This window comes from Streptomyces sp. NPDC111656, assembly GCF_055656965.1.
On the sequence record NZ_JBVKCA010000025.1, the window covers coordinates 77,755 to 92,127 of the forward strand.

The following is a 14,373-nucleotide window of genomic DNA, read 5'->3' on the forward strand; positions in this document are numbered from 1 at the left end:
CCACGGAAGACCGCGTGCGACCCCACAGGCACGCTCGGCGCACACCCCCATGGCGCAACGCGCCCCTCACCATCCCCTCAACTTGCTTGACATCGTTGTCGGTTGAGGCGGTAGAGTCATGTACAGACCATCAGACAACGTTGTCGCACACCTCGGTCGTCACAAGCCACGCGCCCCCGAGCTCTCGGCCTCGCTTCGAGCAGGGGGACCCCCAACCCGGGCGGCAACCCCCCTCGCCCGCCCGGGCTCGCGGACCGGGTGAGTTCCACACCACCCACCCGGTCCGCCCAGAGCCCGTCAACCGACCTGACAGGGAAGCGTGGTCGCGGGATCACCGCCGGAGCCCGAGACGACGTACCCGAAGGTCGCGCTCTTCCCGGGATCCAACCCACCGTTCCAGTCGGCGTTGTGCACCATCACGTCCTGGCCGCTGTAGGTCGCGTTGCCGTTCCAGAGGCGCTCGATGTCGCGGGAGTGATGAGGTGAGGCGGGAGCAACTCCCGGCGGGTTCCGGTCCGCCACATGGGAGCGCTCCCACCTCATTCGGACGTTAGCGCGCACGACCACCTCTGTAAACGCTTCACGCGCGAGGGCCGCACCCCCTGACAACGGGTGCGGCCCTCGCCATGACGGAGAAACCACTCAGGTACTGATTTTCCTATGACTGAGAAACCACCTGAGTCGGTCACGTCACCGATGGTGGGGTGACGTCAGATAGTGCTGTCGAAGAAGCTCCTTCCCGTAGTCGTTGCCGTTGGGCGTGCGGATGATGGAGTGGACGTGCTTCTGGGTCGCGCCGCTGCCCTGCGTGGCCCCGTACGCGCCCGCGAGCGGGCCCGGGGCCTGGCAGTCGACCTCGACCCAGACGACCGGGCTGTGCACCCGGACGTAGAAGGCGGAGTCGTCGGCCGTGCCGCCCGCCCAGGTCACATACGTGTGGTCGAGGTGCCTCCGGACCTCGGCCATCCGCACCTTCGCGGCATCGGCCTTCCCACGGCCGACGAAGGCCTCGACGATGCCGAGAAGCTTCTTCTTCTGCGCCCCGTTCAGGACGTCGGCACGCAGGCCGGTGTACGTCTGCACGGCGTTGTCGGAGAAGGCGCCCGCCTTCATCGACTCGTTCGACTTGGTCGAGGACTCGATGGCGACCGCCTGCTGCGCCTGCGTGAGGGAGTTGACGAAGGCGAGGCTCGCCACGACCTCCTCGTGGCAGACCGTCACGGTCTCGCCGTCGATCTCCATCGAGGTCGGCTCGGAGCCCCAGAAACAGGGGCTCATGACGACCTGGTCGCCGAGCACGAAGTAGTTGATCACCAGGTGGTGGCCGTCGAACTGGAAGCCCCAGGGCTCGGCGGCCGACGGGGTGCCCATCAGGGTCCAGTAGTACGCGTCCTCGTTGAAGGAGGCGGTGTTGCCGATCGCCTCGCCGGCCGCCTGGTTGATCCTGCGGATCTTCTCGGTGGTCTCCAGGCCGTCCGCGCTGAGCGCCGACTTCAGCAGAGACGTACCCAGCGCCTTCTGAGCGTCCGTCAGGTCGGCGAGGGTGACGCCCTGACGTGCGTACGAGTCGACGTTGCTCCACAGGCGCCACTCGGTGGAGTGGACCGTGAACTGCGTCGCCGTCTTCTGGGTGTCGGTGAGCCCGGCGAGGAAGGCGTTCGCGGCGGCGATCACGGGAGCGGTGGCGACTCCCGTGGAGTGGATCGCGTAGAGGTCGTCGATCCGCTTGCCGTCGGTCGTGAGGCCGAAGAAGTCCTCCGTGATGGTCTGGTTGCCGGGGCCGCCCGCGCCGCCACCGGGACCGCCGCCGGGGCCGCCACTGGGCGCGCCGCTCGGTGTGGCGCTCGGTGCGGCGGAGGCGTCGGCGGTGGGGGTGGCGGTGTCGTCGGCGAGCGCGGTCCAGGCTCCGGCGCCGCCCATCGTGGCGACGGCCGCGGCGCCGCTCGCGAAGAAGACCCTCCGCATGAAGTTGCGCCGGTCCGAGTGGGCGCGGGAGTCCGTCCCGGACTGCGGAGGCGTCCCGGACTGCGCCGCGTGCTCTCCGGTGTCGAGCTCGGTCATCGTCGCTGGATCCCTTCGTCGTGGGCACGTCCGTGGCGGACGGCCGGGCGCGCACGACTCTGGGGGAGCAACCTGAGGCCAACCTGAAGTGGGGCGGGGAAGGGTCCGGCAAGTGCGGCGGGGAAAGGGCCGGCGCGAGGACAACGAACCGCTCCCTTCCGGGCGCCGGGGCGGGCCGCTGTCGCGTCACCCGCGCATGGCGCGCACCTCGATCTGACGCCCGTGAACGTATGTCGCCGCCGAAGAAAGTGTCAACAATTCCGTTGACCTTCATGGTGGGCACACAGGGGCGGGGAAGAAGGCGCTGAAGAAGGTGCTGGGGATCAGGCCGACGCGGGTGCCGGAGTGGCTGCCGGGCCCGGGGTCCTGGCGCCTTCGGGCGGGGGCAGTTCGAGTGTGAACTCCGTACGGCCCGGGGCGCTCTCCACGCGGATGCGACCGCCGTGGGCGACGGTGACCGCCTCGACGATGGCGAGTCCGAGGCCGGAGCCGCCCTCCGTGGGGCCGCCGCGGGCGCGCGAGACATCGCCGCGTGTGAAGCGTTCGAAGACCGACGGGAGCAGGTGCTGCGGGATGCCTGGGCCGTCGTCGCGGACACGGATCACGCAGGCCGCTTCCGTGGCCTCCACCGAGGCGATCACGGTCGTGCCGACGGGTGTGTGCACACGGGCGTTGGCCAACAGGTTGGCCACCACCTGGTGCAGCCGTGCCTCGTCGCCGACGACCAGGGCCGGGGTGTCCAGCAGCAGCGCCAGCTGCCAGTTGTGGGTGTCCCCGGCGGCCCGCGCGTCCCACACCGCCTCGGCGACCAGTGCCGCGAGGTCCACCTCGGCCGCGTGCAGCGGCCGGCCCTCGTCCAGCCGGGCGAGCAGCAGCAGGTCCTCTACGAGGCCGGTCATCCGGGCCGACTCGGCGGAGACCCGGCGCCAGGCCAGGGTCGGTTCGATCCGCTCGGTGCCGCGGTTCATCAGTTCCGCGTATCCGGCGATGGAGGCGAGAGGTGTACGGAGTTCATGGCTGGCGTCGGCGAGGAAGCGGCGCATGCGTTCCTCGCTGCGGCGCATCTCCTCCTCGCCGCGCTGGCGTTCGGCGAGCGAGGACTCCACGTGGTCGATCATGCGGTTGAGGGCGGCACCGACCTGGCCGGCCTCGCTGCCGGGGTCGGTGTCGCGTTCGGGGACGCGGGTCAGGGCGGTGACCTCGCCGTGGCCCAGCGGGGAGCGGGAGACCTCGACGGCGGTGGCGGCGACCCGTCCCAGGGGACGCAGTTGGCGCCGGATGACGACCGCGCAGACGCAGCCCGCGGCGGTGAGGCCGACGGCGGCCACCACGCCCTCGACCGCGACCAGTCGGCCGATCATGTCCTGTACGTCGCCCATGGGGAGCCCGGTGAGCACGGGGACGCCGTCGCCGCCGAGGGCGGTCACACGGTAGCCGCCGAGGCCCGGGACGGTACGGGTGTGCAGGGAACCGTCGGTGGTGATGCCGTCGAGGGCGGCGCGCTGGACGGCGGTGAGGGTCTGCCGGCCGCCGTCGTGGGTGACGACCTCGGCGGCGAGGATGTCCCCGTGCTCGTCGAACCGGGCGGCGAGCGTGCCGACGGCCTGTCCCCGTTCGTTGAGGAACCCCAGGTCCGTGTCGTCGCCGCTGCGGCGCTGGAGGCCGCCCTGGCTGCGCTCGGCGGCGTCGGTGACGCGCTGGTCCAGGTTGCCGAGCAGATAGGAGCGTTGAGCGAAGACGGTGGTGATGGCCATCGCGGCGCAGACGGCGACGAGGGTGGCGCTGATGAAGAGCAGCAGCCGCGTGCGCAGCGAACGTCCGGCCCGCGCCGTGGTTCGGGAGCGTCCGGGGAGCCGGGTCCGTCGGAGGTTCATCTCCCGTCCTCCACCGGGCGGATCGCGTACCCCACCCCGCGCACGGTGTGGATCATCGGCGCCCGCCCCTTGTCGATCTTCCGGCGCAGGCTGGAAATGTAGACCTCGACGAGGTTGCCGCCGCCGTCGAAGGAGCTGCTCCACACGTGGTCGAGGATCTGAGCCTTGCTCAGCACCTGCCGCGGGTGGCCGAGCAGCAGGCCGAGCAGGTCGAACTCCTTGGCGGTGAGCTGGATCGGCGTACCGTCGCGGCGCACTTCGCGGGTCTCCTCGCTCAGGACGAGATCACCGAGCACCAGGACGGAGTCGTCGGCCCGGAGCGGTTCGGCGCCGGCCCTGCGCAGCAGTCCGCGCAGTCGCAGGACGACCTCCTCCAGGGAGAAGGGCTTGGTCACGTAGTCGTCGGCGCCCGAGGACAGGCCGTCGATGCGGTGCTCCAGCGCGTCGCGCGCGGTCAGCATGAGGACGGGCAGTCTCGGGTTCTCGTACCGCAGCCTGCGCAGCACCTGGATTCCGTCGAGGTCGGGCAGCATCCCGTCGAGCACGACCGCGTGCGGGGCGCAGCCGCGGGCGGCGCGCAGGGCGCTGTGCCCGTCGGCGACCGGGTAGGGCCGCCAGCCCGCCTCGGTGACGGCCACGGACAGCAGTTCGGTGAGTGCGGGTTCGTCGTCGACGATCAGCACGCGGACACGGGGGCGCTCGCCGCGGAGGCGGTCGCCACGGAGGTACTCGCCGCCGTCATGTCCGACACGGGGGCGGTCGCCGCCGTCATGTCCGACACGGGGGCGGTCGCCGCCATCACGCTCGCCGCGCACGCGGGCGTCGTCGCCGAAGGCGCGCTCGCCGGGGACGCGGTGGCCACCGGCGGGGTCGCCGGGGGCGCGCGTGGCGTGGAGACGTTCGCTTCGGGTGCCAGACATATGACGATCCTGTCCCGGTTCGCTGGGAGAACCCTGTGTTCCGACTTTGCCGCAGCCGTGCGAAGGGCCTCGCGGGAGGACCCGGCGGTCGTCAACCCCGGTGACCGAAGGGGGCATTGGCACGGCCCGGCCACAGGAATCCCTTGAGCCCCTTCGTGCTCGGCCCGCACAGTGGTCCAGACCTCAACAGGTCTTTCAAGGGAAGGAAAAGCCCACAGATGCGAAGACTCCACGCCCTCTGGGCCATGGCAGGCGCCGCCGCTCTGCTCGCGGGTGCGATCGCCCCCTCGGCAGCGGCCCCGACGCCCTCGCCCGACGCCCCACCGGGCACGGCGCAGGGCAGCACCCGGACCGTCACCCTCATCACCGGCGACATCGTGTCGCTCACCGCCGGACCGGACGGGAAGTACGCCGTCGACGTCCAGCGCGGCAAGGGCCGCGAGGCCGCCACTTTCCTGTCGAGCGAGCGCGACGGCGAGATCAGTGTCCTGCCGGCGGACGCGATCCCGCTGGTGAAGGCGGGCCGTGTCGACCCGGCCCTGTTCAACGTCACCCAGCTGGTGAAGCAGGGATACGCGGACGCGAACACCGGCACCACCCCGGTGATCGCGACGTACAAGAGCGGCAGCGCGACCCCCGACGGCGCACGCCGGACGCTCAAGCTGCCCGCGATCGACGGGGCCGCGCTGAGCGCGAGGAAGTCGACCTCCTTCTGGGCCGACATCGCCCCCGCTCTCGGCACCGAACCGACCACCAAGGCCGCCAAGCAACTCGGCGAGGGCATCGACAAGATCTGGCTCGACGGCAAGGTGCAGGCGTCCCTCGACGTCAGCGTGCCGCAGATCGGCGCACCCGAGGTGTGGAAGTCGGGCTACGACGGCAAGGGCGTCGACGTCGCGGTCCTGGACACCGGCGTGGACACCGGGCACCCGGACTTAGCGGGGAAGATCGCCGAGACGCAGAGCTTCGTACCGGGCGAGACGGTGCAGGACGGTCACGGTCACGGCACCCATGTGGCGTCCACGATCGTCGGCTCGGGCGCGGCCTCGGACGGCAAGCGCAAGGGCGTGGCACCGGGCGCGGAACTGCGCGTCGGCAAGGTGCTCGACAACACCGGCCACGGCCAGGACTCCTGGATCATCGCGGGCATGGAGTGGGCGGCCAAATCCGGCGCGAAGATCGTGTCGATGTCGCTGGGCGGTGACGCCACCGGCCCCTCCGACATCCTGAGCGAGACCGTCGACAAGCTGTCCGAGTCCACCGGCACCCTCTTCGTGATCGCGGCGGGCAACTCCGGCCCGTCCGAGCAGACCGTCGGCACCCCGGGCATCGCCGACTCCGCGCTGACAGTGGGCGCCGTGGACAAGTCCGACAAGCTGGCCTCGTTCTCCAGCCGCGGTCCGCGCGCCGGTGACTACGCGGTCAAGCCGGAGATCACCGCGCCCGGCGTGGCCATCACCGCGGCCCGCGCCGCGGGCACCAGCATGCCTGGTGGTACGCCGGTCGACGACTACTACACGACGGCGAGCGGTACGTCGATGGCCACCCCGCATGTCGCGGGCGCCGCGGCGCTGGTCGCCCAGGCCCACCCCGACTGGACGGGCCGGCAGATCAAGCAGGCGCTGGCGGCCACGGCGAAGACCATGCCGGACGCCGACGTCTTCGAGCAGGGCGACGGCCGGGTCGACGCCGTACGGGCCGTCAACCAGGGCGTCTTCGCGACGCCGACGCTGAGCTTCGGCAAGTACGAGGAGACCGACACCGAGGCCGCCTACAAGGACATCACGTACACCAACACCACGGACAAAGCGGTGGAGTTGAAGGTGTCCTCGTCACTTCGCGACGCCACACCGAACGCGGACACGGTGACCGTCCCGGCGAAGGGCACCGCCACCGTCGCGGTCACGGTCGACCCGGCGAAGGAGGCGACGGGCCGGTACACGGGCCACATCACCGCGAGCGCCGACGGTGTCCTCGTCACCACGGCCATCGGCTTCGAGAAACTGCCGAAGACCTACGACCTGAAGGTGTCGCTGCTGGGCCGTGACGGCAAGCCGACCAAGTCTTCGTCGATCTTCATGCTGCAGGAGCTGAACGGCGCGTATCCCGACACCTACGGGTTCATCGGCAGCGGCTACACCTTCAAGGTGCCGGCCGGTACGTACTCCACGGCGTCCTGGATCTCGCAGCGGGACGCGGCCGGACTGGAGGTCAACACCTCGGTCGTCGGCGATCCGGAGATCAAGGTCGACCGTGACACCGAGGTCGTCCTCGACGCCCGCAAGGCGGTCGAGATCAAGCCGAAGACCAAGGAGGACTCCGAGTTCCAGGGCTTCAGCACGAACTGGCACCGGGAAGGCCCGGGCACCGCCTTCGGGGTGACCTACAGCCAGGGCTGGTGGACCGACCACATCTATGTGGCGCCCACCGAGAAGGTCACCCAGGGCATGTTCGAGTTCTCCTCGAAGTTCCGGCTGTACGCCAAGGAGCTGACGGCGAGCGTCACCGGCCCGGAGAAGTACGCGCTGCCCCTCGACTACGCGCAGACGTACAGCGGCCTCCCCGTGAAGGTCAGCGGTGATCACACGGTGCGGGCGGTGGACGCGGGCGCCGGAACCGCGGCCGACTTCAAGGGACTCGACGTCAAGGGCAAGGTGGCGGTCGTCCGGGTGGGCGCCGGTGCGACGGCGGACGAGGCGCTGGCCAACGCGACCGCGGCCGGGGCCGGTTACGTCCTCGCCTACCGCGAGACGCCCGGATACTGGCTCGGCTCCGTGCAGAGCATGACTGTCCCGCTGATGCTCGCCACCGGCGAGGACGGCGCGAAGCTCGGCGCCCTGCTGAAGAGCGGGAAGAAGGTCAAGCTGAAGCTGGTCGGCACTCCGGTCAGTCCGTATGTGTACAACGTGATGTTCCCGCAGGTGGGAGCCGTCTCGGCGAACCAGACGTACAACCTGAACAGCTCCAACACGGTGAAGCAGACGGTTCGTTACCGCGGGGCTGGCGCCGGGGATGTCGGCAAGGACGCCGTGTACCGGTACCGCCCCTGGCAGAGTGCCGACATCGCGACCACCACCAACGTGCGACTCGGCACGGAGCGCACCGAGTACTACAACGTCTCCGACAACCGGATCTGGCACGCCGTCTATCCCAACTGGGAGGCGAACCAGCCTCAGTGGGGTCCCGTGCGGACCTTCGACAAGGCGGGCAAGCAGCCCACCGAGGACTGGCTGGGCCAGGTCGTCCGCCCGGCGACCGCTCAGCGGTCCGGCCTCTCCCAACGCACCGGTGACAAACTCACCTTCCGTATCCCGGAGTTGAGCGATGCCACACCGGGCCACTACGGATACGCGGACAACGTTCTGGACACCGCGAAGGGCAAGCTGTACGCGGACGGGCAACTGGTCGGCGACACCGCACTCGGCGGCTACGGCACGTTCACCGCGCCGGCGGCGAAGTCCTCGTACCGCCTCGTGGTCGACACGCAGCGCACGGCCGACTGGGCGGCGTACTCCACCGCCACCCACACCGAATGGTCCTTCGCCTCGGCACACACGGACCAGCAGACGGCGCTCGGGCTGCTCTCGATCGACTACGACGTGGCCGGGCTCAACCTTCTCAACAGTGCTGAGGCCGGACACACGTCGAAGCTCGGCCTCTCCGTCCGGAACCAGTCGGGCGACGTCACCGCCAGTTCCCTGAAGGCCTGGGTCTCGTACGACGACGGCACCTCGTGGAAGGAAGTGCAGGTCAAGCACGGCAGGGCGGAGCTGAAGCACCCGAAGAAGGACGCCCGGTTCGTGTCGCTGCGCGTACGGGCCGGCGACCGGGACGGCAACATCGTCGACCAGACGGTCGTACGGGCGTTCGGCCTGAAGTAGACGACCGCAGCCAAACGTTGCGAAGATTCTTAACAAAGATCGTCTACCGTGCCGGGCCATGGTGAACACGGCATACGACACGGCAAGGGAGACCCCTGCCGCGAGCCCCTGGGCCGCGGTGGGGGTCTCCGCGTTCGACGAGCTGTTGTACCAGGCAATCCTCAACCAGCCCGACGCCGGCGCGGCCGGCTGGGCGCTGCTGACCGGTGTCTCCCCGGCCCGGGTCCGCGAGGCCTGCAACCGGCTGCTCACGCTCGGGCTGCTGCAACCACCGGACTCCATGGGCGGGTTACGGGCGGTCGACCCCCGGGTGGCGATCCGCGCGCTGATCCGGCGACGCGAGACGGAGTCCGAACTGCTGGCCGCCACCGCCGAGGAGATGGCGACCGCGTACGAGGCGGGGCTGCTTCGCGAGGAGCCGTCCCGGCTGGTCGAGGTGGCCTCCGGCGAGGGCGCCATCGCGGCACGCCTGGAGGAGATGTACGCGCGCGCCGAGCACGAGGTGTGCCTTTTCGACACACCGCCGTATCTCGCCCCGCCCGCTCCGCAGGTGGATCTCCAGGCCGATCTGCTCAGCCGCGGAATCGTCTCTCGGGGGATATACGCGGCGACCGGCCTGGAGGATCCGAAGGTCCTGTCCCGCGCCCTGAGCATGGTCGAACTCGGCGAGCAGGCCCGGGTGTTGCCGACCGTGCCGCTCAAGCTGCTGGTGGTCGACGGATGCCGGGCGCTGCTGCCGCTGACCGCCTCCGTGGCCGGTGGCTACTGTGCCGTCGTGGTGTGGCACTCGGCGGTCACCGAGGCCTTGCAGAAGCTCTTCGAGCTGGCCTGGCAGCAGGCGACGCCGCTCGGCCAGCCGGTCGCCGACGGTGAACTCACCGAGGGGGAGCGGACGTTGACCCGGCTGCTGGCCGCCGGGATGAAGGACGAGGCGGTCGCCCGTCACCTGGGGGTGAGCCTGCGGACACTGCGTCGCCGGGTGAGCGATCTGCAGGAGCGGCTGGGCGCGGCGAGCCGTTTCCAGCTGGGGATGCGGGCGGCTCAGCGCGGCTGGGTGTAGGCACGCGGACGTGCCGTCGCATGCGAAGGGCCGCACCCCTTTCGAGGAGGAGTGCGGCCCGGCCGCCGTACCGGATCGCCTACTTGCGGATCAGGTTGCGCAGCACGTACTGCATGATGCCACCGTTGCGGTAGTAGTCCGCCTCGCCGGGGGTGTCGATGCGGACGACCGCGTCGAACTCGACGCCGGTGTCGGTGGTGACCTTCACCGTGCGCGGGGTGGTGCCGTTGTTGAGCTCCTCGACGCCGGTGAAGGAGAAGGTCTCCTCGCCGGTGAGGCCGAGGGTCTCGGCGGTGGCGCCCTCCGGGAACTGGAGCGGCAGGACGCCCATGCCGATGAGGTTCGAGCGGTGGATGCGCTCGTACGACTCGGCGATGACGGCCTTGACGCCGAGGAGCGCGGTGCCCTTGGCGGCCCAGTCGCGGGACGAGCCGGAGCCGTACTCCTTGCCGGCCAGGATGACCAGCGGGGTGCCCTGCTCGATGTAGTTGCGCGAGGCGTCGTAGATGAACGCGACGGGCGCGCCCTCGACGGTGAAGTCGCGGGTGTAGCCGCCCTCCGTGCCCGGCGCGATCTGGTTGCGCAGGCGGATGTTGGCGAACGTGCCGCGGATCATGACCTCGTGGTTGCCTCGGCGCGAGCCGTAGGAGTTGAAGTCACGACGCTCCACACCGTGCTCGGTGAGGTACTTGCCGGCCGGGGTGTCGGCCTTGATGGCGCCGGCCGGGGAGATGTGGTCGGTGGTGACCGAGTCGCCGAGCTTGGCGAGTACACGGGCACCGGCGATGTCGGTGACCGGGGACGGCTCGTGCGCCATGCCCTCGAAGTACGGGGGCTTGCGGACGTAGGTGGACTGCGGGTCCCACTCGAAGGTGTTGCCGGTCGGGATCGGCAGCGCCTGCCACTGGGCATCGCCCGCGAAGACGTCCTGGTAGGACTTGTTGAACATGTCCTCGCCGATGGCGTTCGCCACGACGTCGTTGACCTCGGCCTCGGAGGGCCAGATGTCGGCCAGGTAGACGGGCTTGCCGTCCTGGTCGATGCCCAGCGCGTCCTTGGTGATGTCCACCTTCATGGAGCCCGCGAGCGCGTACGCGACGACCAGCGGCGGGGAGGCCAGGTAGTTCATCTTGACGTCGGGGTTGATGCGGCCCTCGAAGTTCCGGTTGCCGGAGAGGACCGAGGTGACGGCGAGGTCGTGGTCGTTGACGGCCTTGGAGACCTCCTCCGGCAGCGGGCCGGAGTTGCCGATGCAGGTGGTGCAGCCGTAGCCGACGAGGTTGAAGCCGACCTTGTCGAGGTAGGGGGTGAGCCCCGCCTTGTCGAAGTAGTCGGTGACGACCTTGGAGCCCGGGGCGAGGGTGGTCTTGACCCACGGCTTGCGGGTCAGGCCCTTCTCCACGGCCTTCTTCGCGACGAGCGCGGCGGCGACCATGACGTACGGGTTCGAGGTGTTGGTGCAGGAGGTGATGGCCGCGACCGTCACCGCGCCGTGGTCGATCTCGTAGGTCGAGCCGTCGGGGGCGGTGACCGTGGTCGGACGGGTCGGTACGCCGTTGGTGGCGGCCGGGGAGTCGGAGGCCGGGAAGGACTCCTTGCCCGCCTCGTCGTCCTCGTCCACGTAGTTGCGCACGTCCTGCGCGAACTGCTGCGCGGCGCCTGCCAGGACGATGCGGTCCTGCGGGCGCTTCGGGCCGGCGATCGACGGGACGACCGTCGAGAGGTCCAGCTCCAGCTTCTCGGAGAAGTCGGGCTCGGCGGCCGGGTCGAGCCAGAGGCCCTGCTCCTTGGCGTACGCCTCGACGAGCGCGAGCTGCTGCTCGCTGCGGCCGGTCAGCTTGAGGTACTTGATCGTTTCTGCGTCGATCGGGAAGATCGCGGCCGTCGAGCCGAACTCCGGCGACATGTTGCCGATGGTGGCGCGGTTCGCGAGGGAGGTGGCGGCGACGCCCTCACCGTAGAACTCGACGAACTTGCCGACGACACCGTGCTTGCGGAGCATCTCGGTGATCGTGAGCACGAGGTCGGTGGCGGTGGTGCCCGGGGTGAGCTCACCGGTCAGCTTGAAGCCGACGACGCGCGGGATGAGCATGGAGACCGGCTGGCCGAGCATCGCGGCCTCGGCCTCGATGCCGCCGACGCCCCAGCCGAGCACACCGAGGCCGTTGACCATGGTGGTGTGCGAGTCGGTGCCGACGAGCGTGTCGGGGTAGGCCTGGCCGTTACGGATCATGACCGTGCGCGCCAGGTGCTCGATGTTCACCTGGTGGACGATGCCGGTGCCCGGCGGGACGACCTTGAACTCGTCGAAGGCGGTCTGGCCCCAGCGCAGGAACTGGTAGCGCTCCTTGTTGCGGCCGTACTCCAGCTCGACGTTCTGCGCGAACGCGTCGTTGGTGCCGAACTTGTCGGCGATGACGGAGTGGTCGATGACCAGCTCGGCCGGAGCCAGCGGGTTGATCTTCGCCGGGTCGCCGCCGAGCTCCTTGACGGCCTCACGCATGGTGGCGAGGTCGACGACACAGGGCACGCCGGTGAAGTCCTGCATGATCACGCGGGCGGGCGTGAACTGGATCTCCTGGCTGGGCTGCGCCTGGGAGTCCCAGTTTCCGATGGACCGGATGTGGTCGGCGGTGATGTTCGCGCCGTCCTCGGTGCGGAGCAGGTTCTCCAGCAGCACCTTCAGGCTGTACGGAAGGCGAGCCGAGCCTTCCACCTTGTCCAGCCGGAAGATCTCGTACGACTCGTCGCCCACCTGCAGCGTGCTGCGGGCGTCGAAGCTGTTCGCCGACACGACAGTCTCCTTCATTGATGTGCGCGTTCCCACCGCATCCTGCCGCCACGACGTCTTGGCCGATCCGCTAAGGTAAGGCTAAGTTAGGTAAGCCTTACCGCCAGACCTGATGACAACGTGCGGCTGCGGTGCACCTCGGCAGATATCTCGATGTCGAGATAACTCTAGTACATGGGCGCCCCCGGGTCATGCCCGGCATGCTGTCGAGCTGCCGTCAGTCACTCCGGCGTGCCCGGGGCAGCGCGCGCGTGAGCCACACCAGCTCGCCGCGGTCGTCGGCCGAGACGTGGTCGCGCTCGAACCCGAGCTTTTCGAGGACACGGAACGACGGAGCGTTCCAGGTGCGCACGGTCGCCCAGACCCGCCCGCGCCCGGTCGTGCTCGCGGCGGCGAGCACCGCGGAGGCCGCCTCGGTCGCACAGCCGTGCCCGTGCGCGCCGCGGAACAACTCGTACGCGATCTCGGGTTCGTCGAGGGAGGCCCGGCCGACGAGGAGCCCGCAGTGGCCGATGAAGGCGCCCGTGTCGCGGCGGTCGACGGGCAGCAGAGCGATGCCGGTCGACGCCGCCGCGGCGAGCTGGGTCGCGATGATCTCGCGGCTCCGTTCGACCGGGAGCGGCCCGTCGCCCCGTTCCGCGAAGAGCGCGCTGTGACTCCCGGCATCGGAGTCGGACCACGGCCGCAGCGTCAGCCGGGCGGTCTCGAGGCGTGACGGCATCGGCGGATACGCGGGCACGGCGACACCCTGTCGACGGCGCCCGGAGCGGGGAACACAGCACTCGGGGCGGGGCGGGCGGTCACGGGTCCGCCCGTCTGTGCCTGGTACTGGCAGTGCCAGGCACAGACGGGCGGACCGGTGCACAGTGGGGGGATGGCGAGTACGGAGTTCGGGCGGACGGTCCGGCGCTGGCGGGACCGGGTCTCCCCCGAGGCGGCCGGGCTCCCCGTCGGTGGGCACCGGCGCGCGGCCGGACTGCGCCGCGAGGAGTTGGCCCTGCTGGCCGGGATCTCGGTCGACTATGTGACCCGTCTCGAACAGGGGCGGGCGAGCAACCCCTCGGAGCAGATCGTCGAGGCGCTCGGCCGGGCGCTGCGCCTGTCCGGCACCGAGCGCGAACATCTCTTCCATCTCGCCGGACTGGTCCCGCCGGGACGCGGCACCGTGCCCGCCCACATCACCCCCGGCGTGCACCGGATGCTGGACCGGCTGACCGGAACGCCCGTCGCGGTCTTCGACGCGGCGTGGAACCTGCTGCTGGCCAACCCGCTGTACGCGGCCCTGATGGGTGACCCGTCCGGATGGCGCGGCAACGAGCGCAACGCGGTGTGGCGCAACCTCGTGGGCCCGGGCACCCACGTCCGCCACACCCCCGAGGCCCGACGCGAGTTCGAGACCACCGTCGTCGCCGACCTGCGCGCGACCGCTCGCCGGTACCCGGCGGACCAGCGACTGCGGCGCCTGGTCGAGGAGTTGCGCGCGCACAGCGACCGGTTCGCCGAGTTGTGGGAGTCCGAGGCCGTGGGCCACCACGAGGCCTCGCGCAAGACCATCGACCATCCGCAGCTGGGTCCCCTGACACTCGACTGCGACGTACTCAACGTCGGGGGCAGCGATCTGCGCATCATGGTCTACACGGCCGAGCCGGGAACGCGGGACGCCGAAAAGGTCGCCCTCCTCCGGGTCATCGGCACCCAGACACTCGTGGAGCACGGGGCGGCCGAACGAGGCTGAACGCGCCGGGAGTTCACAGGCAACCATCGCCCGCTTCGGGGTACTCGGAAC

At 70.1% G+C, this 14,373-nt stretch carries 8 protein-coding genes and 1 pseudogene; 3 read left to right on the plus strand and 6 right to left on the minus strand.

Translation table 11 applies throughout. The features are described from left to right. Positions 1–297 precede the first annotated feature (297 nt). The 4 genes and pseudogenes from ACZ7M3_RS44605 to ACZ7M3_RS44620 form a co-directional block, all read right to left on the minus strand. Positions 298–465, minus strand: a pseudogene (locus ACZ7M3_RS44605) (cellulose binding domain-containing protein); the annotation flags it as partial. A gap of 225 nt (positions 466–690) precedes the next feature. Beyond that, positions 691–2,061: a DUF3500 domain-containing protein gene (locus tag ACZ7M3_RS44610; protein WP_472071521.1), complete on the minus strand. Its 1,371-nt coding sequence runs from the start codon at positions 2,059–2,061 to the stop codon at positions 691–693. 323 nt (positions 2,062–2,384) lie between these two features. Next, positions 2,385–3,935 (minus strand): sensor histidine kinase, encoded by a 1,551-nt coding sequence (locus ACZ7M3_RS44615; protein ID WP_472071523.1) that lies wholly within the window; start codon positions 3,933–3,935, stop codon positions 2,385–2,387. Then, positions 3,932–4,618 (minus strand): response regulator transcription factor, encoded by a 687-nt coding sequence (locus ACZ7M3_RS44620; RefSeq protein WP_097289255.1) that lies wholly within the window; start codon positions 4,616–4,618, stop codon positions 3,932–3,934. Before ACZ7M3_RS44620 ends, ACZ7M3_RS44615 begins: the two co-directional genes overlap by 4 nt. 455 nt (positions 4,619–5,073) lie before the next feature. Between ACZ7M3_RS44620 and ACZ7M3_RS44625 the strand changes: the two genes are divergently transcribed. Continuing rightward, positions 5,074–8,736 (plus strand): S8 family peptidase, encoded by a 3,663-nt coding sequence (locus ACZ7M3_RS44625; protein WP_472071525.1) that lies wholly within the window; start codon positions 5,074–5,076, stop codon positions 8,734–8,736. A 58-nt stretch (positions 8,737–8,794) separates the two neighbouring features. After that, entirely contained in the window at positions 8,795–9,796 is a 1,002-nt protein-coding gene (locus ACZ7M3_RS44630; protein ID WP_472071527.1) for a helix-turn-helix transcriptional regulator, read from the plus strand. Positions 9,797–9,875: 79 nt separating this feature from the next. On the opposite strand, the gene acnA is transcribed toward ACZ7M3_RS44630, so the two are convergent. Beyond that, the gene (acnA, locus tag ACZ7M3_RS44635; protein ID WP_472071529.1) at positions 9,876–12,590 is read right to left on the minus strand and encodes an aconitate hydratase AcnA; all 2,715 of its coding nucleotides are present in this window, start codon (positions 12,588–12,590) and stop codon (positions 9,876–9,878) included. Between the two features lie 214 nt (positions 12,591–12,804). After that, the gene (locus ACZ7M3_RS44640; protein ID WP_472071567.1) at positions 12,805–13,308 is read right to left on the minus strand and encodes a GNAT family N-acetyltransferase; all 504 of its coding nucleotides are present in this window, start codon (positions 13,306–13,308) and stop codon (positions 12,805–12,807) included. A 153-nt stretch (positions 13,309–13,461) separates the two neighbouring features. On the opposite strand from ACZ7M3_RS44640, the gene ACZ7M3_RS44645 reads away from it, so the two are divergent. Next, positions 13,462–14,322, plus strand: a complete 861-nt coding sequence (locus tag ACZ7M3_RS44645) for a helix-turn-helix transcriptional regulator (RefSeq protein WP_472071531.1) — start codon at positions 13,462–13,464, stop codon at positions 14,320–14,322. Positions 14,323–14,373: the final 51 nt, after the last annotated feature.

Bases quoted from the DNA above. Each gene is read 5' to 3' on its own strand.
- ACZ7M3_RS44625 (WP_472071525.1), top strand. From the start codon at position 5,074: ATGCGAAGACTCCACGCCCTCTGGGCCATGGCAGGCGCCGCCGCTCTG.
- ACZ7M3_RS44630 (WP_472071527.1), top strand. From the start codon at position 8,795: ATGGTGAACACGGCATACGACACGGCAAGGGAGACCCCTGCCGCGAGC.
- ACZ7M3_RS44645 (WP_472071531.1), top strand. From the start codon at position 13,462: ATGGCGAGTACGGAGTTCGGGCGGACGGTCCGGCGCTGGCGGGACCGG.
- ACZ7M3_RS44610 (WP_472071521.1), bottom strand. From the start codon at position 2,061: ATGACCGAGCTCGACACCGGAGAGCACGCGGCGCAGTCCGGGACGCCT.
- ACZ7M3_RS44640 (WP_472071567.1), bottom strand. From the start codon at position 13,308: ATGCCGTCACGCCTCGAGACCGCCCGGCTGACGCTGCGGCCGTGGTCC.
- ACZ7M3_RS44615 (WP_472071523.1), bottom strand. From the start codon at position 3,935: ATGAACCTCCGACGGACCCGGCTCCCCGGACGCTCCCGAACCACGGCG.